Annotated in this window: 24 protein-coding genes; 13 read left to right on the top strand and 11 right to left on the bottom strand. The window is 63.0% G+C overall.

Going from position 1 to position 25,277, the window contains the following annotated elements:
* Positions 1-61 precede the first annotated feature (61 nt).
* The 11 genes from phnD to AC3WVQ_RS23460 all read left to right on the top strand — a co-directional run bounded on the left by phnD (position 62) and on the right by AC3WVQ_RS23460 (position 12,662).
* Positions 62-967: a phosphonate ABC transporter substrate-binding protein gene (gene phnD / locus AC3WVQ_RS23510; RefSeq protein WP_034799586.1), complete on the top strand. Its 906-nt coding sequence runs from the start codon at positions 62-64 to the stop codon at positions 965-967.
* A gap of 169 nt (positions 968-1,136) precedes the next feature.
* A complete protein-coding gene (gene phnE, locus AC3WVQ_RS23505) occupies positions 1,137-2,099 on the top strand; it encodes a phosphonate ABC transporter, permease protein PhnE (protein WP_492383027.1) in 963 nt (320 codons plus the stop codon).
* Positions 2,100-2,108: 9 nt separating this feature from the next.
* Positions 2,109-3,626: a phosphonate ABC transporter, permease protein PhnE gene (gene phnE / locus AC3WVQ_RS23500; RefSeq protein ID WP_492383026.1), complete on the top strand. Its 1,518-nt coding sequence runs from the start codon at positions 2,109-2,111 to the stop codon at positions 3,624-3,626.
* Positions 3,627-3,752: 126 nt separating this feature from the next.
* A complete protein-coding gene (locus AC3WVQ_RS23495) occupies positions 3,753-4,460 on the top strand; it encodes a DUF1045 domain-containing protein (protein ID WP_060518331.1) in 708 nt (235 codons plus the stop codon).
* Position 4,461: 1 nt separating this feature from the next.
* Complete coding sequence (locus AC3WVQ_RS23490) at positions 4,462-5,601, top strand: alpha-D-ribose 1-methylphosphonate 5-triphosphate diphosphatase (protein ID WP_113293622.1); 1,140 nt, start codon at positions 4,462-4,464, stop codon at positions 5,599-5,601.
* Complete coding sequence (gene phnN / locus AC3WVQ_RS23485; protein WP_492383025.1) at positions 5,598-6,182, top strand: phosphonate metabolism protein/1,5-bisphosphokinase (PRPP-forming) PhnN; 585 nt, start codon at positions 5,598-5,600, stop codon at positions 6,180-6,182. The genes AC3WVQ_RS23490 and phnN overlap by 4 nt, the downstream gene beginning before the upstream one ends.
* A 300-nt stretch (positions 6,183-6,482) precedes the next feature.
* Positions 6,483-7,727 carry an imidazolonepropionase gene (gene hutI, locus AC3WVQ_RS23480; protein WP_492383024.1) on the top strand — a complete coding sequence of 415 codons (1,245 nt, stop codon included), beginning with the start codon at positions 6,483-6,485 and terminating at the stop codon, positions 7,725-7,727.
* Entirely contained in the window at positions 7,724-9,259 is a 1,536-nt protein-coding gene (hutH, locus tag AC3WVQ_RS23475; protein WP_060530312.1) for a histidine ammonia-lyase, read from the top strand. Before hutI ends, hutH begins: the two co-directional genes overlap by 4 nt.
* A 1-nt stretch (position 9,260) precedes the next feature.
* Positions 9,261-10,079, top strand: coding sequence for an N-formylglutamate deformylase (gene hutG / locus AC3WVQ_RS23470; RefSeq protein ID WP_492383023.1), 819 nt, complete (start codon positions 9,261-9,263; stop codon positions 10,077-10,079).
* Between the two features lie 2 nt (positions 10,080-10,081).
* Entirely contained in the window at positions 10,082-11,755 is a 1,674-nt protein-coding gene (gene hutU, locus AC3WVQ_RS23465; RefSeq protein WP_034799763.1) for a urocanate hydratase, read from the top strand.
* Positions 11,756-12,023: 268 nt separating this feature from the next.
* Positions 12,024-12,662, top strand: a complete 639-nt coding sequence (locus tag AC3WVQ_RS23460; RefSeq protein WP_034799569.1) for a hypothetical protein — start codon at positions 12,024-12,026, stop codon at positions 12,660-12,662.
* Between the two features lies 1 nt (position 12,663).
* On the opposite strand, the gene AC3WVQ_RS23455 is transcribed toward AC3WVQ_RS23460, so the two are convergent.
* The 6 genes from AC3WVQ_RS23455 to AC3WVQ_RS23430 all read right to left on the bottom strand — a co-directional run bounded on the left by AC3WVQ_RS23455 (position 12,664) and on the right by AC3WVQ_RS23430 (position 19,587).
* Entirely contained in the window at positions 12,664-13,884 is a 1,221-nt protein-coding gene (locus tag AC3WVQ_RS23455; RefSeq protein WP_060530310.1) for an MFS transporter, read from the bottom strand.
* Positions 13,885-14,065: 181 nt separating this feature from the next.
* Positions 14,066-15,508, bottom strand: a complete 1,443-nt coding sequence (locus tag AC3WVQ_RS23450) for a M81 family metallopeptidase (RefSeq protein ID WP_034799565.1) — start codon at positions 15,506-15,508, stop codon at positions 14,066-14,068.
* Positions 15,509-15,519: 11 nt separating this feature from the next.
* Positions 15,520-17,439, bottom strand: coding sequence for a beta-N-acetylhexosaminidase (locus tag AC3WVQ_RS23445; RefSeq protein ID WP_492383022.1), 1,920 nt, complete (start codon positions 17,437-17,439; stop codon positions 15,520-15,522).
* Positions 17,440-17,463: 24 nt separating this feature from the next.
* On the bottom strand, positions 17,464-18,240 hold the full coding sequence (locus AC3WVQ_RS23440; protein ID WP_034799561.1) for an SDR family oxidoreductase: 777 nt from the start codon (positions 18,238-18,240) through the stop codon (positions 17,464-17,466).
* Between the two features lie 21 nt (positions 18,241-18,261).
* Positions 18,262-19,125 (bottom strand): MurR/RpiR family transcriptional regulator, encoded by an 864-nt coding sequence (locus tag AC3WVQ_RS23435; RefSeq protein WP_034799558.1) that lies wholly within the window; start codon positions 19,123-19,125, stop codon positions 18,262-18,264.
* A gap of 72 nt (positions 19,126-19,197) precedes the next feature.
* Positions 19,198-19,587 carry a RidA family protein gene (locus AC3WVQ_RS23430; RefSeq protein ID WP_034799761.1) on the bottom strand — a complete coding sequence of 130 codons (390 nt, stop codon included), beginning with the start codon at positions 19,585-19,587 and terminating at the stop codon, positions 19,198-19,200.
* A 114-nt stretch (positions 19,588-19,701) separates the two neighbouring features.
* On the opposite strand from AC3WVQ_RS23430, the gene AC3WVQ_RS23425 reads away from it, so the two are divergent.
* Positions 19,702-20,199, top strand: a complete 498-nt coding sequence (locus AC3WVQ_RS23425) for a hypothetical protein (RefSeq protein WP_034799555.1) — start codon at positions 19,702-19,704, stop codon at positions 20,197-20,199.
* Positions 20,200-20,321: 122 nt separating this feature from the next.
* Positions 20,322-21,797, top strand: coding sequence for a M81 family metallopeptidase (locus tag AC3WVQ_RS23420; RefSeq protein ID WP_034799551.1), 1,476 nt, complete (start codon positions 20,322-20,324; stop codon positions 21,795-21,797).
* 35 nt (positions 21,798-21,832) lie between these two features.
* On the opposite strand, the gene AC3WVQ_RS23415 is transcribed toward AC3WVQ_RS23420, so the two are convergent.
* The 5 genes from AC3WVQ_RS23415 to AC3WVQ_RS23395 all read right to left on the bottom strand — a co-directional run bounded on the left by AC3WVQ_RS23415 (position 21,833) and on the right by AC3WVQ_RS23395 (position 25,236).
* Positions 21,833-22,186, bottom strand: a complete 354-nt coding sequence (locus tag AC3WVQ_RS23415; protein WP_200949900.1) for a DUF1801 domain-containing protein — start codon at positions 22,184-22,186, stop codon at positions 21,833-21,835.
* Positions 22,186-22,596, bottom strand: a complete 411-nt coding sequence (locus AC3WVQ_RS23410; protein WP_492383021.1) for a VOC family protein — start codon at positions 22,594-22,596, stop codon at positions 22,186-22,188. The genes AC3WVQ_RS23415 and AC3WVQ_RS23410 overlap by 1 nt, the downstream gene beginning before the upstream one ends.
* Positions 22,597-22,651: 55 nt before the next feature.
* Positions 22,652-23,047 carry a VOC family protein gene (locus AC3WVQ_RS23405; RefSeq protein WP_060518244.1) on the bottom strand — a complete coding sequence of 132 codons (396 nt, stop codon included), beginning with the start codon at positions 23,045-23,047 and terminating at the stop codon, positions 22,652-22,654.
* Between the two features lie 126 nt (positions 23,048-23,173).
* Positions 23,174-23,950 carry a helix-turn-helix transcriptional regulator gene (locus AC3WVQ_RS23400; protein WP_492383020.1) on the bottom strand — a complete coding sequence of 259 codons (777 nt, stop codon included), beginning with the start codon at positions 23,948-23,950 and terminating at the stop codon, positions 23,174-23,176.
* A gap of 152 nt (positions 23,951-24,102) precedes the next feature.
* Positions 24,103-25,236 (bottom strand): ABC transporter ATP-binding protein, encoded by a 1,134-nt coding sequence (locus AC3WVQ_RS23395; RefSeq protein WP_034799536.1) that lies wholly within the window; start codon positions 25,234-25,236, stop codon positions 24,103-24,105.
* Positions 25,237-25,277: the final 41 nt, after the last annotated feature.

Genomic DNA, 25,277 nt, shown 5'->3' with positions numbered 1-25,277 from the left:
CGTCAAGGGCACCTCTTTGAAACCCAATAGGATCCGGCCAAGCCGGACACGGGAGAACCTTATGCTGAAGAAAGCTCTTCTGGGCGCCGTAGCGCTCCTCGCCCTCGTCGGCCACGCCCAGGCTGAAGACCTGAAGGAATTCCGCATCGGCATCCTCGGCGGCGAAAACGAAGCCGACCGCCTGCGCAACTTCCAGTGCCTGGTCGACAAGCTGCCGGCCGCCATTGGCGTCGAGAAGGTCTCGCTGTTCCCGGCCGCCGACTATGACGGCGTCATCCAGGGCCTGCTCGGCGGCACGCTCGACTACGCCGAACTCGGCGCTTCCGGCTACGCCAAGATCTACCTCGCCAAGGCTGACGCCGTCGAGCCGATCCTGACGACCGTTCAGACCGACGGTTCGACCGGCTACCACTCGATCATGGTTGCCCGCAAGGATTCCGGCATCACCAAGATCGAAGACCTGAAGGGCAAGAAGCTCGGCTTCGCCGACCCGGACTCGACCTCGGGCTACCTCGTCCCGCTCGTCACGCTCCCGGAAGCGATCGGCGCCCCGGTCAAGGAATTCTTCGGTGAAACCGGCTTCGGCGGCGGTCACGAAAACCTCGTTCTCGAAGTCGTCAAGGGCACCTTCGATGCCGGCACGACCTTCGGCTCGGGCGTCGGCGAATTCAAGGACGGCTACACCTCGGGCAACCTGAAGAAGATGGTCGACAAGGGCATCCTCGACATGAACGACCTGGTCGAGCTCTGGAAGTCGCCGCTGATCCCGAACGGCCCGATCGTCGTGCGCAACACGATGAACGACGACATGAAGGCGAAGTTCAAGCAGTTCATGCTGGACCTGCCGAAGACCGACGCGGCCTGCTTCTCGGCCATCCAGGGCGGTGACTTCACCGGCTACACCGAAGTCAACGCCGACTTCTACAAGCCGATCATCGACGCCCGCAAGGCGACGATCGGCGGCTGATAGACCCGCACCACTCGGGAACGCTGGCCGCCCAAACGGCCAGCGTTTCACTGTTTGAAGGGGTGCTTTCGCATCCTTCGCCGCATTGTTTTCACGCATTTCCGGGGCGGAAAACCGCTTCGCACTTTACCTGGAAATGCTCAAGAGGCCGGCGAAAGCCGGAACGGTCATGGCAACTTCCCTGCTCCCGCGACATCTGAGCGACAACGGCGCCGTCATCGAGCGTCACTGGCAGGAACTCAGTTCCCGCCGCCGGCTCTATTCCTGGCTTGGCTTCGGCGTTCTCCTCCTGGCGCTATCGGGCTCGCTCTGGTTCGCCAACGATTCCAATGCCGGCAAGTTCTTCGACCGTTTGCCGCATTTCTTCGATTTCGTCGGCGATCTCGCGCCGCGCGACGGGCTAGAAATTTTCCGCGCCATGTTCGACCTGCCCTCGCCCTATGACGATGGCAGCTTCAAGTACAACTACCCCGAGGGCCGGCTGTACCTGACCGAAAGCTTCTACATCCCCGAATACGTGCACAAGATGCTGGAGACCGTGAACATCGCGATCTTTTCGACGGTGATCGGTACGGCCTTCGGCTTCGTGCTCTGCTTCCTTGCCGCGCGCAACCTGATGCCCAATCCGTGGATCCGCGGCATCGTTGGCCGCATCATGGAAGTTCTCCGGGCCTTTCCGGAGGTGGTGATCGCCGGCTTCTTCCTCGCGATCCTCTCGCTCGGCCCCATTCCGGCGATCGCCGCGGTCTCGATCCACACGATCGGCGCGCTCGGCAAGCTCTTTTATGAAGTGGTCGAAAACGCCGACATGAAGCCGGACGAGGGCCTGCGGGCTGCCGGCGGCAACTGGATCGAGCGCGTCTGGTTTGGCATGGTGCCGCAGGTGCTGCCCAATTTCACCAGCTATTTCCTGCTGCGCCTCGAGATCAACGTGCGCGCCTCGACGATCATCGGCGCCGTCGGTGGCGGCGGCATCGGCGAATTGCTGCGCCTTTCGATCGGCCAGGGACACCAGGCCAAGACCCTTGCAATCGTCCTCCTGCTGTTTGCGACCATTTTTGCCGTCGACCAGTTTTCCGCCTGGCTTCGCCGCCGCCTCGTTGGCGAGCAGGCCTTCCAGCTTGCCCAGTAGGTGCGTACCATGACCACGACCACACGATTGAACCCGATGGAAATGGACGCGATCGCGAGCCGCCATCCCGACCTCCTCAAATCCTCGACCTCCAGCCGCGTGCGCACCGCAGCCATCGCCGGCGGCGTCGTCGCCCACCTCATCTTCAGCTGGTGGTTCTTCTCGATCGGCCACGTGCTCGGCAATGCCAACTGGGGCATCGCTGGCACCTACCTCGCCGACTGGGTTTCCTATGAGGTACGCCCGGAAATCCACGTCGCCCCCGACCGGACGATGCGTCTCAACTATCAGCGCAATTCGCCGCTCGGGCCCAATCCCAATCCGGATTGGGTGGAGCTCGACAGGCAGACGGTGACGCGCCAGGTCGAGATACCGGCCTCCACCGCGCAGGCGGTCAAGCCGAAGGCAAGCTCGTCGTTCAGCTTCATGGCGCCCGGCTCCGCGCTCGGTGGCACAGCCGCTGCCGAAACCCAGAACCGTATCGAAACCCGGACGGAAGACGTGCTGACGCGCGTCGTCGTAACCTACGACCGCTCGACCAGGATCGAGATCGCCGATGGCCTGGTGAAGGCTACCCATGGCGGTGACACGTTTGTGATGACCGTAGACGGCGTCGACACGGTGAGGCCGCAGGGCCAACTGCCCGCCTGGGCGACACAGAAGCGGCCAGGCGAAAAGATCGTGCTTGCCTTTGGCGCCACCGGGTGGGCTGAAGTGGAAGGCGACGAGGTTTCCGTCCGCAACCGCTTCTTCGGTTGGGCGAACTTCCTGTTCGACACCAACTCGCCCTTCTTCGGCAAAAGCTATGGCGAGGTCGTCGCGCTCATCACATCCGGCGAACAGATCGACCCGACGCGTTCGAACCTTTCGCTCGCCTGGAACAACATCCTCTATAACGCCGAATGGCAGCATCTGGACGTCTGGACGAAGCTGTTGCAGACGGTTGTCATGGCTTTCGTCGGCACGCTCTTTGCGTCGCTGATCGCCTTCCCGCTCTGCTTCCTTGCCGCCAGAAACATCACGCCGAGCTTCCTGACCAACCAGGTGGTCAAGCGCTTCTTCGACTTCCTGCGGTCGGTGGACATGTTCATCTGGGCACTGTTCTTCACCCGCGCCTTCGGCCCCGGACCGCTTGCCGGCATCTCCGCGATCTTCTTCACCGACACCGGTACGCTCGGCAAACTCTATTCCGAGGCGCTGGAAAACATCGATGACAAGCAGCGCGAGGGCGTGAAGTCGGTCGGAGCGACGCCGCTTGCCGTGCAGCGCTTCGGCGTGCTTCCGCAGGTGCTGCCGGTTTTTGCCAGCCAGGCGCTCTACTTCTGGGAATCGAACACTCGCTCGGCGACGATCATCGGCGCCGTCGGCGCCGGCGGTATCGGCCTCAAACTCTGGGAAGCGATGCGTACCAATTCCGATTGGGAAAATGTCGCCTATATGGTGCTTCTGATCTTGCTGGTTGTCTTTATTTTCGACAGCATCTCGAACGCGTGCCGTTCGCGCCTGATGGGCAGCAAGGCACATTGACGACAGCCAAGCATTTGCGTGTCCGCCATCATGATGTTGTCATGGAAATCGGCTAGCTGCGCATCGCATCCCGCAAACAATCGATCCGCCGCCCGGCGGACCGGTCGCTACAAGAAAGTGAAGACCGTGCGTTATGCCATCTATTTCGCGCCGCCGGCGGACGACCGGCTGTCGCAGGTCGCGTCCCGTTGGCTGGGGCGCGACGCCTTTACCGGTGAGGACCTCACGCTTCCGACGATCGCCGGGATTGACGAAGAGACGCAACGCACATTGACGGCTGACCCGCGGCGCTACGGTTTCCACGGTACGCTGAAGGCTCCCTTCGAGCTTGCCGAAGGCCGGGACGAAGACGAGCTCCTAAGTATTTTCGAGTGCTTTGCCGCCGACCTCGACCCGTTCGAGATCCCCGAAATCGTGCTGCACCAGTTGGGCCCGTTCTTCGCACTCGTGCCGTCCGCGCCTTGCGTCGACCTGCTGGATTTGGCCGAAGACGCCGTTCACCGCTTCGACCCGTTCCGCGCGCCGCTGTCGGACGCCGACTTTGCCCGCCGCAAGCCAAACAGCCTGCCGGAGCGCCAGAGGCGCTACCTCAAAGAATGGGGCTATCCCTATGTTTTCGAAGAGTTCCAGTTCCACCTGACCTTGACTGGCCCGGTGCCCACGGAAACCAGCGGTGTGATGCGTACCGCGCTCGAAACCACCTTTGCCGAGCATATCGGCAAGCCACTTCACGTCACGTCAGTCGCGCTCTTCGTCGAACCGGAGCGCGGCGCACCCTTTACTGTCCGCTCCCTGCTGCCGCTCGGCAGCGACACCCAACGAAAGATCGCATGAGATGAGCAAAGAACAGGTTTTGACCAACGCCCGCATCGTCCTCGAGGATAGCATCCTCGACGGTTCGGTGCTGATCCGCGACGGCAAGATTGCCGACATTTCCGAGGGCACGGTTGCCAGCGGCGAGGACTTTGAAGGCGACTATCTGATCCCCGGCCTCATCGAGCTGCACACCGACCACCTCGAAGCCCACTACTCGCCGCGCCCGGGCGTGCGCTGGCTGAAGATCGCGGCAATCCAGGCCCATGACGCACAGGTGGTCACCTCCGGCATCACCACGGTCTTCGACTGCCTGCGTCTCGGCTCCGATGAGGATGGCGGTTTCCAGAAGGGCGAGATGCGCAGCATGGCCGACGCGCTGGCCCAGGCCAAGGAAGAGGGCCGCCTTCGCGCCGATCACCTGATCCACCTGCGCTGCGAAGTTTCAACGTCCGACGTGCTCGATCACTACGAGGACTTCCAGAACGATCCGCAGGTCAAGCTCGTCTCGCTTATGGACCATGCGCCGGGCCAGCGCCAGTTCCAGACGATGGACCAGTACACGCTCTACTATAAAGCCAAGCGCGGCTTCTCGGACGAAGAATTCGCGCGCTTCGTCAAGCGGCAGCAGGCGTTGTCGGCCAAGTATGCCGGTCCGCACCGCACCGCGCTCGCCGAGGCCTGTGCGGCCCGCGGCATCACGATCGCCAGCCATGACGACGCGACCGTCGACCACGTCGAGGAATCGATCGGCTTCGGCATCAAGCTTGCGGAGTTCCCGACGAGCTTCGAGGCCGCCGAGGCGTCGCACCGCGCGGGCCTCAGCGTTCTGATGGGCGCGCCGAACATCGTGCGCGGCAAGTCGCACTCCGGCAACATCGCCGCCCGCGATCTCGCCGAGCGCGGCGTGCTCGACGTGCTGTCGTCGGACTATGTGCCCTTCAGCCTGATCCACGCCCCCTTCGTGCTCTCCGACGAACTCGACGCTGTCGACCTGCCAAAGGCAATCGCCATGGTGACGTCGACGCCGGCGCGTACCGTCGGTCTCGATGACCGCGGTCGAATCGGCGTCGGCCTTCGCGCCGATATCGCTCGCGTCCATCGCAAGGAAGGCATCCCGGTCGTGCGCTCCGTCTGGCGCGAAGGACGGCGTGTCGCATGAGCGCGAACAACCAGGGCGGCGCGCTTGTCGTCGTTGTTGGACCGAGCGGCGCCGGCAAGGACAGCGTCATGGGCTTTGCCGCCCGGCATTTTGCGGATTGTCACGACGTGCATTTCGTCCGCCGTGTCATCACCCGTCCGTCGGATGCCGGCAGTGAGGTACATGAAAGCGTCTCGGAAGACGAGTTCGTCGAGATGCAGAAGGACGGCGCCTTCGCCGTTTTCTGGGATGCGCATGGGCTGAAATACGGCATCCCCGCCGTTGTGCTCAGGAATGTCAGGGACGGCATGACGGCGATCGTCAATGGCAGTCGTGGTGCCCTGCCGGCGTTCCGCGAAGCCTTCGGCGAGATCGCCGTCGTCGTTGTTACAGCCGAGACGCCGGTGCTTGCAAAGCGGCTTGCCGAACGCGGCCGCGAAAGTGAACAGGAAGTTTTGCGACGCCTCAGCCGCCAGGCTCCTGACGTGACCTCAGGCCCGGATGTCAGCGTGATCGACAACAGCGGTCGCCTCGACATTGCCGGAAATCGCTTCGTCGAGGTGGTTGAACGGCTGCGCACTAAGGCGGATCACGCGGTTTAGCGTGATCTGTTTTCGCGGCCCGGCAGGATTTCGGGTCGCGGGCACGCGTCGCGATCCCCATTCCAAGGACACAGACAAAGGTTCCGAACCTCAGGGCTCGGGGCCTTTTCTTTTTGCCTGCGGTGATGACGAACCCGGGGTGAGAAATTCCCGAGAAATCAGAGTTCTACGGTCATCTCCTCAAAGCCCCCGTTCTGTTTCACTCGGCCGATCACCCTTTCCTTTTCCGCAGGCTCCATAAATTTCCCCTTGTGGAGCGAATTAATATGTATATACATTATATTCAGTGGAGGCGACCTGATGAACGAACTCTCGACCCGCAGGCAGACATCCGGCATCTGGCGCAATGTGCGTCTCGTGACGCTTGGCGAAACCGTTGACGGTCTTGGCCTCGTCGAGAATGCGGCCGTTGCGGTCGTCGATGGGCGTATCGCCTATGCCGGGCCGGAGAGCGGACTGCCCGCCGACCTCGCACGCAGCCTTGAAGCGACGGACTACGAGGGCCGCGTAGTGACGCCCGCTCTCATCGACTGCCACACCCATCTCGTTCATGGCGGCAACCGCGCCCGCGAATTCCAGATGCGCCTCGAAGGCGCCACCTATGAAGAGATTGCGCGTGCCGGTGGCGGCATCGTTTCCTCGGTCAAGGCGACCAATGCGCTGACCGTCGACCAGCTTGTCGAAAGCACCCTGCCGCGGCTCGACACGCTTCTTGCCGAAGGCGTCTCGACCGTCGAAATCAAATCCGGCTACGGACTGAACGTCACGGCCGAGCTCAACATGCTGCGTGCCGCCCGCAAACTCGAAACGCTGCGGCCGGTGCGCGTTATGACGAGCTATCTCGCCGCACACGCAACGCCTGTGGACTACAGGGGCCGCAACGATGACTACGTCACCGATGTCGTGCTGCCCGGCCTCGACGCCGCCCATGCCGAAGGCCTGGTCGATGCGGTCGACGGTTTCTGCGAGGGCATCGCGTTTTCGACTGCCGAGATCGCCCGCGTCTTTGACCGCGCCAAGGCACTCGGCCTGCCGGTCAAGCTGCACGCAGAACAGCTCTCCAACCTTGGCGGCGCAAAGCTCGCGGCCTCCTACGGCGCGCTTTCGGCCGACCACCTCGAATATCTCGACGCCGAAGGGGCTGCGGCCCTGGCCAAATCAGGTACGGTCGCCGTGCTTTTGCCCGGCGCCTTCTATGCGCTGCGCGAAGAGCGCCTGCCGCCGGTCCAGGCTTTGCGTGATGCCGGCGCGCGTATCGCGATCGCCACCGACTGCAATCCCGGCACCTCGCCGCTGACCTCGCTGCTTCTCACCATGAACATGTCGGCGACGTTCTTCCGGCTGACGGTTGCCGAATGCCTTGCCGGTGCGACGCGCGAAGCCGCCCGCGCGCTTGGCCTACTGGCCGAAACCGGCACGATCGAAGTCGGAAAATCCGCCGATCTGGCAATCTGGAACATCGAGGATCCGGCCGAGCTCGTCTACCGCATCGGCTTCAATCCGCTTCATGAACGCATCTTTAGAGGGCAAAGGATCGGTCAATGACCATCACTCTACACCCGGGCTCCGTGCCCCTCCGCGATCTCGAAACCATTTACTGGACCGGCGAGCCGGCCCGCCTCGATCCGTCCTTTGACGCCGGCATCAACAAGGCTGCCGCCCGCATTGCCGAGATCGTCGCCGGTAACGCGCCGGTCTACGGCATCAACACCGGCTTCGGCAAACTCGCCTCGATCAAGATCGACAGCGCCGACGTTGCAACGCTGCAGCGCAACCTGATCCTGTCACATTGCTGCGGAGTCGGCGAGCCGCTCGCCGAGAACGTCGTTCGCCTCATCCTGTCGCTGAAGCTCGTCTCCCTCGGTCGCGGCGCCTCCGGCGTCCGCCTCGAACTCGTGCGGCTGATCGAAGCCATGCTCGAAAAGGGCGTCATCCCTGTCATTCCCGAAAAGGGCTCGGTCGGCGCCTCCGGCGACCTCGCCCCGCTCGCCCATATGGCCGCAGTCATGATGGGCCACGGCGAAGCTTATTTCGAAGGCCGTCGCATGTCCGGCGGCGAAGCGCTGTCCGCCGCCGGCCTCAAGCCGGTGGTGCTGGCCGCCAAGGAAGGCCTTGCGCTGATCAATGGCACCCAGACGTCGACGGCGCTGGCACTCGCCGGTCTCTTCCGCGCCCATCGTGCCGCACAGGCGGCACTCATCACCGGCGCCATGTCGACCGATGCGGCCATGGGCTCGTCGGCGCCCTTCCATCCGGATATCCATACGTTGCGCGGTCATCGCGGCCAGATCGATACGGCCGCGGCTCTCCGCGCGCTGCTTGCCGGTTCGGCAATCCGCGAAAGCCACATCGAAGGCGATGAGCGCGTGCAGGATCCCTATTGCATCCGCTGCCAGCCGCAGGTCGACGGCGCCTGCCTCGATCTGCTGCGCTCGGTCGCCCGCGTGCTTGAAACCGAAGCCAACGCCGTCACCGACAACCCGCTCGTTCTTTCTGACAACTCGGTCGTCTCCGGCGGCAACTTCCACGCCGAGCCGGTTGCCTTTGCCGCCGACCAGATCGCCCTTGCCGTCTGCGAGATCGGCGCGATCTCGCAGCGCCGCATCGCGCTGCTCGTAGACCCGGCTCTCTCCTACGGCCTGCCGGCCTTCCTCGCCAAGAAGCCGGGCCTGAACTCTGGTCTGATGATCGCGGAAGTCACCTCGGCGGCGCTGATGTCGGAGAACAAGCAGCTCTCGCATCCGGCGTCTGTCGACTCGACGCCGACGTCTGCGAACCAGGAAGACCACGTTTCCATGGCCTGCCATGGCGCGCGCCGCCTGCTGCAGATGACCGAGAACCTGTTCTCAATCGTCGGCATCGAAGCACTGACCGCCGTCCAAGGCGTCGAATTCCGCGCGCCGCTCGCCACGAGCCCTGAATTACAGAAGGCCGCTGCCGCCCTTCGCGCCGTCTCGCCGACGATCGAAGAGGACCGCTACATGGCCAACGACCTCAAGGCCGCCGGCGACCTCATCGCCTCGGGCCGTCTGAACGCCGCCGTCTCCGCCGGCATCCTGCCAAGCCTGGAGGCCTGAAATGGCGGTCGTCGAAGTCAGACAAGGCAACTCGCCGGTCATTCTCGGCTTTCCGCATACCGGCACCGACGTGCCGGCTGCGATCTGGGATCGGCTGAACGATAACGGTCGGATCCTCGCCGATACCGACTGGCATATCCATCAACTTTATGATGGCCTGCTGCCGGAGGTGACCGTCGTTCGCGCCACCTTCCACCGCTACGTGATCGACGCCAACCGCGATCCCGAGGGCGTCAGCCTCTATCCCGGCCAGAACACGACCGGATTGATCCCGGAAACGGACTTCGACGGCAAGCCGATCTGGAAGGACGGAGAGGCACCGACTGAAGCGGATATCGCCGAACGGCTCCGGTCATTCCATGCGCCCTATCACGCGGCCCTTGCCGCCGAGATCGAGCGGGTCAAGGCGATCCATGGCGTGGTCGTGCTTTATGACTGCCACTCGATCCGCTCATACATTCCGTTCCTGTTCGAAGGCAAGCTGCCGGATCTCAACATCGGCACCGACATGGGCAAGACCTGCGCGCCTGACATCGAGAAGGCGACGGCCGAAATCGCTGCCGCTGCGGAAGGTTACAGCAGCATTCTCAACGGCCGCTTCAAGGGCGGCTGGACGACCCGCCACTATGGCCGCCCGGAAACCGGCGTGCATGCCATCCAGATGGAACTCGCGCAATCGACCCATCTCACCGCCGAAGAGCCGCCTTTCGCGCTCGACGCCACACGATCCGCCCTGTTGCGAAAGCCGCTGGGTGCGATCGTGAACCGCATCGAAACCATCGCATTTGACCTCAAGACACTGACAGGGAGCGAGGCATGACCATCAACAATCCGCGCCACAATATTCGCGACGTGCGCGCCCCTCAGGGCACCACGCTCAATGCCAAGAGCTGGCTGACCGAAGCGCCGCTGCGCATGCTGATGAACAATCTGGACCCGAACGTCGCGGAAAACCCGCACGAGCTGGTCGTCTACGGCGGCATCGGTCGTGCGGCCCGCACGTGGGCCGATTTCGACAAGATCGTAGAGACGCTAAAGGACCTCAACGACGACGAAACCTTGATGGTGCAGTCGGGCAAGCCGGTCGGCGTGTTCCGCACCCACAAGGATGCGCCCCGCGTTCTCATCGCCAACTCCAACCTCGTGCCGCACTGGGCGACCTGGGATCACTTCAACGAGCTGGATAAGAAGGGTCTCGCCATGTACGGCCAGATGACCGCCGGCTCGTGGATCTATATCGGCACGCAAGGCATCGTTCAGGGCACCTACGAAACCTTCGTCGAAGCCGGTCGTCAGCACTATGGCGACAACCTTAAGGGCAAGTGGGTGCTGACCGGCGGCCTCGGCGGCATGGGTGGCGCCCAGCCGCTCGCCGCCGTCATGGCAGGCGCTTCGTGCCTGGCCGTCGAATGCAACCCGGACTCGATCGATTTCCGCCTGCGCACCCGCTACCTCGACGAAAAGGCCGAGACGCTGGACGAAGCGATGGAGATGATCGCCCGCTGGACGAAGAACGGCGAAGCCAAGTCCGTCGGCCTGCTCGGCAACACCGCCGAAATCCTGCCGGAGATGGTCCGCCGCGGCATCCGCCCGGACATGGTCACCGACCAGACCTCGGCGCACGACCCGGTCAACGGTTACCTGCCGAAGGGCTGGACCATGGGCCAGTGGAAGGAGAAGCGCGTCAGCGATCCGAAGGCCGTCGAAAAGGCCGCGCGCGCCTCGATGCGCGACCACGTCGAAGCGATGATCGCCTTTCAGGACATGGGCATCCCGACCTTCGACTACGGCAACAACATCCGCCAAATGGCCAAGGAAGAAGGCCTCGAAAACGCCTTTGCCTTCCCGGGCTTCGTTCCGGCCTATATCCGCCCGCTCTTTTGCCGCGGCGTCGGCCCGTTCCGCTGGGCGGCCCTGTCCGGCGATCCGGAAGACATCTATAAGACCGACGCCAAGGTCAAGGAACTGCTTCCCGACAACAAGCACCTGCACAACTGGCTGGACATGGCACGTGAGCGCATCGCCTTCCAGGGCCTGCCGGCGCGCATCTGCTGGGTCGGCCTCGGCGATCGCCACCGCCTCGGCCTCGCCTTCAACGAAATGGTCAAGAACGGCGAACTGAAGGCGCCGGTCGTCATCGGCCGCGACCACCTCGATTCCGGCTCGGTCGCCTCGCCGAACCGCGAGACCGAAGCGATGAAGGACGGCTCGGACGCCGTTTCGGACTGGCCGCTGCTCAACGCCCTGCTCAACACCGCATCGGGCGCCACCTGGGTGTCGCTGCACCACGGCGGCGGCGTCGGCATGGGCTTCTCGCAGCATTCGGGCGTCGTCATCTGCGCCGATGGTACCGACGATGCGGCCAAGCGCCTCGAACGCGTGCTCTGGAACGACCCGGCAACCGGCGTCATGCGCCATGCCGATGCGGGCTACGACATTGCGCTCGATTGCGCCAAGGAAAAGGGCCTGCGCCTGCCGGGCATTCTCGGCAACTGATCCGCTCTCGACCGACATACTCACGGACATACTGATTGGGGCGCCGAAAGGCGCCCCAATCACTTTTTGATGAGACTAGCGTCAGGACTGCGTCTTCCTCGCTCCGGCGCCTTGCAGCTGTTGATAGCAATGCTAGAAAAATCGAGATGCCATCGCATTGCTGGCGACGCGTTGCAGAACATCTCTGTTCGCTCACGCGAGCGCTGGTTTTTTATGAGAAGGCTTCATGCGCTGGGGCGGGTACGGGAGAAGAACCATTAGACATCTTATGTTTGCCACCGGGCTTCTTGCGAGCGTCTTTGTTGCCTCGTCTGCGGTCGCTCAAAACGTGAGTTTCTTCGGCCCTGTTCGCAACGGAGAACGGCACTTTACCGCCTTCCCGGAATTTATTGGCGTCGGAATGAGCCAAGGGGAGACCAAGAAGAGGGACGTGGTCTTCTCGACAATTCAAATGATCGCCATGGCCGCCGGAATTGAGACCAAGGCCCAACCGGGCCTCGGAAGAAACACCATCGGCGTGATCTTCAGAAAGGATGTCGTCAAGAATGGCCGGGTCGACGTCAGCAAAATTGAAGATTTCGGCTTCGACCCCTACTACGAGCGGCTGCTGAACGATACTGCAGCAACTGGCGTACCAAATTGCGCTTCCGCCGTGAACTATTCCGCGGAAGGGCGATTTGACCGCGCTGTCATCGTTGCAAACAGCGATGTCCCCGATCAGGAATTGGCGACCTGCGTGGCGCAGGCCCAGGCGCACGCTTTGGGGATAGCCACGTTTACCTCCAGCAAGGCCGACTTTTCGCGCTTCTTCGCGAGGATCATGATCCTCGCCGATCAAAAGAAGAGATGTCTCCAGGACAACCAGACAAAGTTCACCTGCAGTTTTGTCGATGAGCCCTGGGACTAATTCACGAGCGGCGGAATGTTTTCTTCCCTGTTTTATCGCCGTCGAGCGCGAGCAGCAGCACCAGCCCGGCAAGGCCTGCGGCGCCGCCAAGCAGCGCCGTGCCCGAATAGTCGCTGATCCGCGTGCCGAGCGCAAAAAGCCCGGCGCAAAGGCCGCCGCTCAGGAAGAGGTTCACGGCGAGCAATGAGCTTCCGAGGCCCGGGCGGTCGGCAATCAGGTCCTGGAGGTAGCTGATCGGGATCGTGATCAACGCGGCGGCACCAAAGGCACTGATCAAGGTGAGCGCGTAGATCTGCCAGGTCGCCGTCGAGAAGCCGAGCAGCACCATGTAGCCGATGTAGATCGCGGTTCCGAGCGCCAGCGCCTTGAATGGAACAAGGCTCAGCTGGATGCGCGCCCAGACGAAGATGAACACGACTTCGAGGAAAGCGACGATCCCAACGATGATGCCGATATCGGTGACGCTGCCGCCGATCTCGTCAGTCATGATCAGGGGCAGCACGGCGGCGTTGACGTGTAGCGACGAGGTGATGATCGCAACGGCGATGACGCGCAGGAAAATCCCTGGCGCCAGGATCTCCCGAAAAGACGTCCAGTAAGAAAGCCGCTTGCCGAGCGATGCGTCGGCCCCGCTTTCGTTGGGCAGTTTAAAATAGACGATCAGCAGATTGGCGAGGCAGCCGAGACAGGCGAGCAGATAGGCCGGCAGCATGCTGTCGCCGCCGGCGAGTGCAAAGCCGACCAGTCCTGGCACCAGAACCCAGGACACTGATATGGCCGCGCGGGCGCCCGTCGTGAGCGAGGCGGCGTCATGGCCGCTCATCCGCCGGGCGATGCTGCGCACATTGGCAAAGAGCAGCGTGTAGACCGCGCCGTAGATCGGCAACAGCAACAAGACGCTAACGACGAAGCTCATCTGATGCGGGAGCACATAGACGATGCCGTAGCCGACAACGCCGAAAAAGATCGCCGTCGACATCAGCAGCCGGTAGTTGCCGACGCGATCGGCCAGAATGCCGATCGAAACACTGACGATGACGTTCACCGTCGAGGCAAGCAGGATCAGCAGCGAATAGACGGCATCGCTGAGCCCCAGCTCGTTGATGCCGACGACGGATTGGTAGGGCGAGGTGGCCGCACCGGCAAACCCGAACAGGAAGATTGCCAGCATGCTGATCCGCATGGCCGGGTTGCGCATGGCGCTGAGAATGGTGGAGGTCATGCTAGAATGTGTCCGCGAAGCGGGTGGAGGATATCGCACAATCGCTTAAATTGTGATCGATTTAAGGACGGTGTTATGCGGAAGGCTAAGGCGTTTCAGCGCCCATGCGCGTCGAACGACGCGCGGTGCTTTGAGGGAAGCCCCTACCCGAAACTCGGGTAGGAAATGTGCGAAGCATGTCTCAGGCGCCGCTCGACCAACGCGCCGAAAAGCGGGCGACGGGTTCAAAGGAAAAGTCCTGATCGAAGGGGTAGGCCGGCCGCTGACGGCGGAGGCTCGCGAGCCCTTGGATGTCCTGATTGACGACCCCTTCAGTCAGGGCCATCAGGTTGGGGTTGGCGATCGGCGCCAGTTCGGGCGACAGGTAGCCCGATTTGACGACGAGCAGCCGCACCGCCTCAGGGTCGAGGCCCAGCCGCCGGAAGTCCTCGATGTTGTGGTAGGGCCTGCGCCGTGCCGCGATAACGACATCGATCGCGCCGACCCGCACCACCGCCTGCCGCTCTTTCGCAGGCCCGGGATCATCCAGCGTGACGACCTCGGCCAGCATCTCCGCACGGGGGCTTGCCGGATCGAGGCTGCCGCCGATCTTGAGCATCAACGTTTCGCCGACCCCAGCGGCAAAGCAGGCTTCGACCGCCGGCAGGTCCGTGATGCCGGCGATCAACGCGCCCCGCCAGCCGCGGGCGAGCAGCGCCTTCAGCACGTCTGCGCGATCACCAACGCCGCCGCCGGTCGGGTTGTCGCCGGAGTCCGCAAGAATGATCGGCGTCGTCGTCGCCCGCTCGGCGATATCCAGCATTTCGTTGAGCGGTCCGGTGACCGGACCGAAGCGGAAGTTTCGACGTTCCGACCAGTAGCCCGCGGCAATCTCTTCCGCTGCCCGTTTGGCCGCCGCCCTGTCGGTGGCCGTTACGACCGCACAGGCGGTCGCCCGCGGCTCGTCGGCCCAGACGTAGCCCACCATCAGGTTGGCATCGAGAACGCCCGGCCGCTTATCGATCTCGGGCAGTTGCACGTAGAGCGACTTTGCCGGCTCGTCCTCGGTCGAGGTGCATTCGCCGGGAAGCAGGACCGGGACCGGTGCCCAGGCGATGCCCGGGCGCGTCCCGTCTCTCAGCGCAGATACCAGCATCGACCAGGCACGGGTCATGGTCTCCGGCGTATCGATATGCGGCGCGGTGCGGTAAGCGGCAAAAATATCGAGCTGGTCGATGATCTCCTGGCTCACATTGCCATGCAGGTCGTAGCTCGCCGCCACCGGGCAATTGGGACCGACGACAGCGCGGGCGGCGGAGATCCAGTCGCCTTCGGCGTCGTCCATCCCGTCGACCTTGATGGCGCCATGCATGGCGAGATAAAGCCCGTCGATCGGCAGCGCGTCACGCAGCATTTCGAGGAACTCGGCCTTGAAGGCGTCGTAGGTTGGGCGCGACACGGGGCCGCCGGGCACGGCGCGGGCATGCAAAAGCGGCAGATGCTCGACACCCTCGGCCTTCATGAAACTGAAGTACTCGGCGTCCAGCAGCGTTTGGCCGCGCAGAACGCGAAAATCTTCCTCTGTCATCAGAACAGGCGAATAGGTGCTGCATTCGGTATGGATGCCACCAACGGCGATGCGCATGAGCGTTCCTCTCAGAGGTTCGGGCTGAGCGGCGCGATGGCCGCAAAGCGCAGCCAGTCCTTCGCCGACTTCGGTGTCCATGCCGCCTCGGCGATCGCCGGAAGCCGCGGGAAGACGAGCCGGTTGAAGTAGCCGCGCGAAAGATAATGCTCGGACCAGATGCACGCCTGCACGCCTCTGAGGCGGGCCGTCAGCTCGTCCGGGAATTCGCCCTCGGCCTCGTAGCCGTAGGTGTGGGCGGGTGTCGCCGTGCCGGCCCAGCTTGCACCTGGCTCCTGCCAGGCATCGGCCTGCGCCATGTCGAGGTAATAGGCCTGGCCGGGGGTCATCACCACGTCATAGCCTTCGCGGGCGAGCTCGATGCCGACCTCCGGCCGCTCCCAGGCCATCAGCAGCGTATCTTCGGTCGAGACACCGCCGCCATGCGCCACTTCGTTCCAGCCGGCGAGCTTGCGGCCACGCGCCGTCAACATCTGCTTCACCCGCTTCAGGAAATAGGACTGCAGCGCGAAGGTGCCGGAGATGCCCTCCTGCTCCATCAGCTTCTTGGCCAGCGGCGAAGCGAGCCAAGAACCGTTCGCCACTTCGTCGCCGCCGATATGGATGTAGGCGCTCGGGAAAAGCTCGACCATTTCGTCGAGGACCTTCTCCAGAAACTCGTAGGTAAAGGCAACGGCCGGGTTGAGCGCGTTATTGGGATAGCCCTGAACCGAATGGTAGCTCTCCGGGGCCTCCTGACCGTCTGTCAGATCCGGCAGCGCCACCAAGGTCGCCGTGCTATGGCCAGGGATATCGATCTCCGGCACGACATCGACATGCAGCGCCGTCGCCTGCGCGACGATCGCCCTCACGTCCGCTTGGCTGTAGAAGCCGCCGACAGGCTCAGCGCCATTACCAAGCTGCGGCAGAAGCGGCTCATCCGGCCCGCGCAGGACGCCAAGCGTCGTCAGCTGCGGGTAGGCCTTGATCTCCAGGCGCCAGGCCTCGTCGTCGGTCAGGTGCCAGTGGAAAACGTTGAGCTTGAACCAGGCGAGAATGTCAATCAGCCGCGCCACATCCGCCGTCGGGTAGAACTGGCGGGAGACGTCGAGATGGCAACCGCGCCAGCTGTAACGCGGCGCATCCGAAATTTTGCCGCTCGCCGGAAAGCGGAACTTTTCCGGATGGTTGCGTGCCCCATCCAGAAGCTGGGCCAGACTGGTCAAACCATATTGCCGGCCGGCGCTGCCGCCAAAGCTAAGCCGGATTTCGGTCTCAGAGAGGTCGAGCCGATAGGCCTCAGCCTTAAGACCAGCGTCGGCGGTAAAGACAATCGCCCGCCCCTGCTTCGAGGCTGCCAGGCTGAAGGGGGCGTGGCCCGCAGGGAACAGCCGATGGTACATCGCCAGAACCGTATCGATGGCAGCGACATCCTCGCCCGTCGAGCCGACCGCCGGATAGAGCACCACTGGAAAACCGTCTCCAGGACGAAGCTCAAGCTTCGCTGGCCAGGGCTGCAACGCATAGGGCTGATCGAGCTTGCCGTCCGGTAGCCGCACCGGCGGCGGTTCACTGACGGCATTTTCAAGCAACAGATCGGAGACAGCGACCGGCACGTGACCACCATCGGCAAGCGTCAGATAGGCGGACTTGGCACCGTCGGTGCAGTGGCGCGCGTTGCGGTGCAGGCCGCTGACGGTGAAGGTCCAGCTCCCGCCGTTTTCGATCGTCAGCCCCGCAGGCGGCGCGAATTCGTGAAAATTGGCGTTACGGCGCAGGAACACGGCATTGTCGCAGGCCTTGGGATCGATCACCCGGGTGAGCGAGGTGTAGACGATCCTGAAGCCGGAAAGTGGCGCGCCGGAGAAATTGAACAGCGTGAAGGTAAACTGCCCGAACGGCCCGCCATCCGGCTGCCAGGACGCCTCGAGACGGTAGGAAACCGGGTGCATGCTCTTCCTCCAGAATGCTCTATGTCAGTAGTGGTTTGATTGCGAGAACGTGCGGGCCAACTCAGCCTGTCCGGCGGTCAGGCCGCAATCGACAGGCAGGCAGACGCCCGAAATGGCGGCCGCGAGCGGGCCTGCGAGAAAATGCACGGCATTGGCGACGTCATCCGGATTGACGATGCGCTGCAGCGGATACCAGCGGCGCGCCTCTTCGAAGACATCCGGGTTCGATGCCGCCCTCGCCTCCCAGGCCTGGGTGCGAACCGTGCCGGGTGCCACCGCATTCGAGCGGATGCCGAACTTGCCGTATTCGACCGCAATCAGCCGGGTCAGGTGCAGGAGCCCGGCCTTGGCGGCGCTATAGGCCGGATGGCCGAAGACGTTCATGCCGTTGACCGAGGCGATGTTGACGACCGAGCCGTGGGTCTCTTTCAGCATGTCCTCGACGGCGCGAAAAGTGAGGAAGGCCGCCTCGAGGTTCAGCGCATTGTCCATGCGCCAGATCTCCGGCGTCGTGTCGTGCAGGCTGACGGCACGGGCAGCACCAGCATTGTTGACGAGGGTGCGGACAGCGCCCTTCTCTGCGGCCTTCGCTGCCATCGCCGCCACGCTTTCGGCATTGGTGACGTCACAGGCGACTGCGACGAAGCGCTTGCCGTCGCCAAGCGCCCGCGCTGCCTTTTCGGCGGCCTCCGCATCGATGTCGACGAGCAGAACCACGTCATGGTCGTCGGCAAGCTTGCGGGCGATAGCACGGCCGATATCGCCGGCGGCGCCGGTGACGATCGCGAGAGATTGCGTCATGCGTTGACCTTTCGCGGCACGTCAGTCTCCGAGCAACTGGCGGTCGTCACCGTCGCGGTGGGTCACCAGCTGCTGTTTGATGCGCCGAAGTGTGGCTGTCGCCTGCGGCTGAACCCGATAAGCGACGAGACTGGAGAGGATGTCGAGCAGCGCCAGATAGGCGATGCGGGTGGAGGTGGGGCGGTAGATATTGTTGCCCTCCGGCAGATCGACCGGAACGGTGATGCTGGCAGCGGTGGCCACCGGGCTGCCGCTCTGCGTCAGCGCGATGGTCGGCACTTTCAGTTCGCGCGCAAGCGTGAAGGCGCGCACGAGTTCGGCGTTGCGGCCGGAAAAGGAGGAGCCGATCAGCACGTCCGTCGGCCGGGCCGCCGCCGTCATCATCAACTGCATGCTGTGATCCGAGCTCGATGTGATGCGCAGGCCGAAACGAAAGAGCCGGTTTTGAAGCTCGCCGGCGATCATCGACGAATTGCCGCCGGAACCAAAGGCGTAGATCATTTCCGCTGAGGCAATCCGCTCGACCGCCTGCTCGATCGCGGCGAGATCGAGCGAGCGATGCAGAAGAAACAGCGCGTTCTGCGACTTGGTGATGATGTCCTGGGCGACATCGCCGGTCTCCCGGCTCTTCGGCTCGGGCTTCAGGTAGCGCATGCCGATATAGGCGGTCCGCGCGAGCTGCACCTTGAAGTCGGAGAAGCTGTCACAACCCAACCGCCGACAGAAGCGGGTGACGGTCGGCGGCGAAACGTCCGCCTTGCTCGCGAGCTCGATGATGGAGGCGTTTACCGCGAACTCGAAATCGTTCAGGAGAATATCGGCGATGCGGTTTTCCGACTGGGAGAGCCGCCCCTTTTCTTCCTGCAATGTCGCGAAGATGTCCATCGCCCGCTTATGCCTTGCTTCGGATCACGAGTGAGAGCGGGATGCGGGCAGAAAACCGCTCCCGCTCCAGGATCAGCCTTCTTTCGGCTTATAGGCGACGCAGTCGATCTCGACCTTGCAATCGACCATCATCGACGACTGGACGCAGGCCCGCGCCGGCGGATGAGCACCGAAATACTCCTGGTAGATCTTGTTGAATGTCCAGAAATCCCTGGGATCGTCGAGCCAGACGCCGCAACGAACCACATGCTCCGGACCGTAGCCGGCTTCCGTCAGGATGGCCATCACATTGGCGATCGTCTTGTGGGTCTGGGGGATGATCCCGCCCTCGATGATCTCGCCGTTTTCCATGGCAACCTGACCAGAGACATAGAGCCAGCCGTCCGCCTCGACAGCGCGCGCGAAGGGCAAAGGTTTGCCGCCAGCGCCGACCTGTTCCGCACCATAGCGCTTGATCGTCATCATGAGCCTTCTTGCAAATTATTTTCTTTGATCGTTGACAAGTGACCATAGAAAGCCGAATTTGGCTAGCGAAAAACGCCATTCATGAAAAGAATTTCAATCCAGGGCGCGAATATGCGGGATCCTTTTCTCAATCCATTCCCCTCTTCCGATGCTGCACGCCACTCGATCTGGGAGATGCTGGTCTCCCGCGACATCACTGCCTTTCTGGCAGCCGACTGGTCGATGGTTGCAGACGATTTCGTCGGGGAGAGCTTCATCGGCATCGACGGCCGCCGCGAAACCAATCCGGACAATTGGCGGCTGACCTTCCCGTCGCTGGCCGCCTATCGCGAAGAGTGGCTGCGCCAGGCGCAGGATTTCGCGACACAGAGCTTCGCCGAAGACCCGCGCACGGCGATCTTCACCACGACGACGCTCGAGGACATCGAGATCAACGGTGACCAGGCGTTGGCGCGCAAGAAGTTCGATGGCAGCCTGAAGAAGACGGACGGCAGCGTCGACATCCTGAAATGGCAGACGGTCTATTACTGCCGTCTGCACGAAGGACGCTGGAAGATTGCCGGCTTTACCGGCTACCTGCCGAACCCGATGGGCGCGGCTTCCGCGTAGTTTCCTGGATCGCCATGCATCCGGGAAAAATCATGCGCCAGACTTAGAGCCCGCAGCGACCTTAGCACATCCGGCCGGATGAGCGGCGCTGCAGGCGTGACGCAATAGAAAAGGCAACGGCATTGCGGATCTTCACAGCGGCGCTTGCGACCGAGACCAATACCTTCTCCCCGATCTGCATCGACCGCCGGGCCTTCGAAGCCTCGCTCTACGCCCCGCCGGGAGAACACCCGGAAACACCGACGCTTTGCACGGCGCCGATCACCGTCGGCCGGCGCGTCTGCGTTGAGAAGGGCTGGGAACTGATCGAGGGAACCGCGACCTGGGCGGACCCGGCTGGCCTCGTCAACCGCGAGACCTATGAGGGCCTGCGCGACGAGATCCTCGGCCAGTTGCGCGCCGCCATGCCCGTCGATGCCGTGGTGCTCGGCCTGCACGGCGCCATGGTCGCCGACGGCTACGAAGACCCCGAAGGCGACCTGCTGACGCGCGTCCGTGCGATCGTCGGTCCCGATATCCTCGTCTGCGCCGAGCTTGATCCCCACAGCCACCTGACGGCCAACCGCGCCGCCGCATCGAACTTCTTCGTCTACTTCAAGGAATTCCCGCACACCGACTTCGTCGACCGCGCGGAGGACCTCTGGAAGATCGCTGTCGACACGCTCGAAGGCCGCATCACGCCCGTCATGTCGATCTTCGACTGTCGGATGATCGACGTCTACCCGACATCTCGCGATCCGATGCGCTCCTTCGTCGACAAGCTGATGCGGATCGAGAAGGAAGACGCAGACGTGCTTTCGCTCTCCGTGATCCACGGCTTCATGGCCGGCGACGTCCCGGAAATGGGAACGAAGCTGCTCGCCGTCACCGACGGCAAGCCGGAGAAAGGCGCGAGCCTCGCACGGGAATTGGGTCTGGAACTCTTCTCCCACCGCGGCACCTTCATCATGCCGCAGATCGACGAGAGGCAGGCGGTCGATGAGGCACTCGCAGCAACCAAAGGTCCCGTCGTCATCGCCGATGTCTGGGACAACCCGGGCGGTGGTACGGCCGGCGACGCGACAGTTCTGCTCGAAGAACTGCTGGCTCGCGGCGCAACCGACGTTGCGGTCGGCACGATCTGGGACCCGATGGCGGTGCAGATCTGCATGGCGGCCGGCGAAGGCGCCGACATCCCCTTGCGCTTCGGCGCCAAGTCGGCGCCGGGAACCGGCAATCCGGTCGATGGCACGGTCAAGGTGGTCAAGCTGGTGCGCGACGCCGAGATGCGCTTCGGCGAGAGCTTCGCCCCCTTCGGCGATGCGGCCCACATTCGCTTCAAAGGCATCGACATCATCCTCAACTCGACCCGCGCGCAGAGCTTCGATCCAAGCCTGTTTTCGGTAATGGGCATCGACCCGACAAGCAAGAAGATCCTGGTCATCAAGTCGACCAACCACTTCTACGCCTCGTTCTCCAAGATCGCGTCCGAAATCCTCTATTGTTCGGCCGGCACGCCTTACCCGAACAATCCCGCCAAGACCGACTACAAGCGCGCGCCGAAGAACATCTGGCCGAAGGTCGACAACCCGCACGGAACCGAGAAGGGCGCGGCCTGAGGTTTGCGGCACCGTCGCCGGGCGCAACCGACCCTTCAGCGATCGGCAGCCTCGCGAGCCATCTTGATGTATAGCGCGACTTGTTTCTCATCTATATCCGCCGGGCCCAGGAGCTTGATGTGGCGGCGAAGCTTGCCTGAACCCTCCAGGACGGCATGTGGATCGGGCAAAGCGGCGCCCCGGCTAAACTCCAGCGTCACGTGTTGGGCGTAGGAAAAGACGCCGCAGAAGCTGTCCTTGGACGAAAACAGGATGCCGCCATACTTCACCTCTTCGGTGACTGCGGGGCCCGAGGCGAGCGCGATCTCCCGTAGTCGGGTGACGATCACGAACTGATCGCCGCGATGAAGCTCGATCTCCCGCAGAAGGGTCTGGATCCGGTCATCCATCATGCCGCACCCGAAGCGATGACAAACGGCTTGAACTCCGGCGCGGGTTCGCGATTCGAGTAAATGTAAATATAGAGCAGGACACCGTTCGTATCCTTTACGGCGAAGCCACGATCTCCCCATGGGTGATCCTCGATCGGCAACGCCGGGGCAAGGCCTGCTGCCCTGATCCGGCTATACTCGCCGTCGACGTCTGCGACGCAGAAATTGTAGGTGAGGCCTTCGGTGTTGCACACAGGCTGCCCCTGTTGCGGTTCCATGAACTGGAGGGACAGGCCTTGGCCGAGTTCCAGGCTGATGTACCAGCTGCAGTCAAACGTCAGCCGTGCGGCGAAATATGTCTGATAGAAGTCTCGCGACGCGCCGATCTGGTTGGTCGTGATGCAGGGCGAGGCAGTGGTCGGGCGCACAGGCGGGCTCCTCCTGAGTCATGGCGTTCGTGGGTTGCGTGGTCGGGCCGGGCGGCTAGGCGGGCGTGGCGGAACAGAGTTCGACAAGGCAGCCGTTGAGATCGCGAACATAGCCCACCACTTGCCCCCACGGCTTTTCTTCCGGCGGCTTCACCGGCGATGCTCCGGCCGAAACAGCCTTTTCATAGGCCTGGTGCGGCGCCGAGCAGACCAGCGCGATTTCGAACCCGGCGGCAAGATCGCTCCTGCGGTTCGCGCGAACAGCAAAACCATTCAGCTCCGCCATGGTTTCGCTGGCAAAGGCCAGAGCCGTCTCACCCGTCTCCATCTCCGCATAGAGGCTGCTTTCGTGTACGAACCTGCGCTTCAGACCAAAGGCAGCCTCATAAAACGAGACCGTTGCCGGCACATCGGGAACATAGAGGATTGTGTATCCGAAACGGACGGCCATGGTTCGTCTCCAAGGGTTGCTCGCCGCCGAAGTCGGCAACGCGCTAAGCGCGCTACCCGAAGCAGCGCGAACGGTTACGGGCGATCATCATTCATTGCCAGGCTCTGATCTTGAACAATTCGGACATCAGTCCGAGATCGTCACCAGTGTGACTTCGGGCAAGCGCGCCGGCGAGAACCCGCCCAGCCGCCGGAAGACGCGGGTCATGTGGGATTGGTCGGCGAAACCGGCTTCGAACGCGGCATCCGCAGGACTGAGATGGTGATCCCGCAACAGCCGCAAGGCGCGATGGAACTGGATGATGGCGGCAAACGCCTTCGGCGTGAGCCCAGTTGCGCGAAGGAGAACGCGTCTGGCGGTGCGCTCGGAGACACCGTGCATCGCGGCAAGCTCGGCGATGCGCAGCCGCCCGCCCGAGGCGTGCAGCGCGCTTATGATGTTGCGGCCGAGCGGCGCCACTTCAAAGTCGCTCTCGGCATCACGCTTGCGGACAAACCGCACCAGGCGGCCGGCAAGCTCCTGCTGGTCCGATGCCGGCACGCAAAGGGCGGCCATGTCGGGCCATTGACCCAGAGCCGCTGCGCCGATCAGGGCGTCACCGTGCAACCGGATCGGCTCCAGGCCCAGAATTTTCTGGAAATGGCCAGGTCGCAGGCGCACGCCGACGAAGGCGGCGCCGGGTTCCAGCGGAACATCGTAATAGCCCGTGGTTGGACCGGTTACGATCGGCGTCAGCTCGCGGAGTGGCAGGGCGTTCAGCGTAAATCGGAGGATGATGTCGCATCGCCCATCCGGCAGGACCCGGTAGCTGCCCTCGTTGCGACTGACAGACGCCCAGACGGCTTCGATCCCGGCATTGGCGTCGGCCAGATGGGGAAGTTCCGTATAACGGCCAAGCGTCATGATGCTCTATCCAAGTGCGCTTGATCGCCTTTGAATAGAGGGCGTCGGCGACCGGCAATCCTTACAGGTAGAGCTGCCGGATATCCAGCCACAACGGCCAAACACTGGCCGCGCCCTGATTGGCCGCGACCATGATCCTGGCTTCGACGACGTCAGGCAGCCGCGGGGTCGAGCACGCCCATATCGATGTCGGTCAACTCGACGCGACGTTCGAGCGCGAGGCCAGCCTCGTCGAACAGGTGGCAATCGACTGCCTTGATGCCTGTCTGGATGGTCTCCTCCGGTCGCACAGCTGCTGTTCCCGGCAGCATGGCACAGAAGTTCTCGCCCTCACCACCGATAGCCGCATAGGCGACCGTATGGGCGCCGAGCCGTTCGATGACCGTTGGCGTCACCTTGAGGGTCAGGTCGCCGGACCCGAGCATGATGTGCTCCGGCCGCACGCCAAGCGTCAGCGTGCGCCCGGCAAGGCCGCTTTGCGGGGTGACGGGGATGACCGCCGTCTGCCCCTTGTAGTCGACCTCGACGCCGGCATCGCTGACGCCCTTGCAGGTGACCGGCAGGAAGTTCATCTTCGGGTTGCCGATGAAGCCGGCAACGAACGTATTGGCCGGCTTGTGGTAGAGCTCGAGCGGCGCGCCCGTCTGGGCAATCTCACCGGCATTGAGAACGACGATCCGGTCCGCCATCGTCATCGCCTCGACCTGGTCGTGCGTGACGTAGATCATCGTTGCTTTCAGTTGCCGGTGCAGTTTCGCCAGTTCGATGCGCATGTCGGCCCGAAGGGCCGCATCGAGGTTTGAGAGCGGCTCGTCAAAGAGGAAGATCTTCGGCTCGCGCACGATCGCCCGCCCGATCGCGACACGTTGGCGCTGGCCGCCCGAAAGCATGCCCGGCTTCTGCTGCAGCCGCTGGTCCAGGTGCAGGATGCGCGCGGCATGCTCCACCTTGGCTTTCAATTTCTCCTCGGCCATCTTTTCCACGCGAAGCGGAAAGGCGATGTTCTCGAAGACCGACATGTGCGGATAGAGCGCGTAGGACTGGAAGACCATGGCGATCCCGCGCTTGACCGGCGGCAGATCGTTGACGCGCTTGTTCTCGATCAGGATGTCCCCCGAACTGGTCTCGTCGAGACCAGCGATCATCCTGAGCAAGGTCGACTTGCCGCAACCGGAGGGCCCGACGAAAACGACGAACTCACCGTTCCTGACTTCGAGATCGATGCTTTTCAGCACCTCGAACGTCCCGTAGAATTTCTGAACCCGATTGAGATTGAGCTGTCCCAAGAAACTGTCTCCGGCCACCGGCGAGAAGCGGCTCATTTATA

It is taken from the genome of Ensifer sp. EB106-05-01-XG146, from assembly GCF_058791875.1.
Note: the sequence above shows the minus strand (reverse complement) of the source record. Positions and strands in the feature narration are given on the sequence as shown.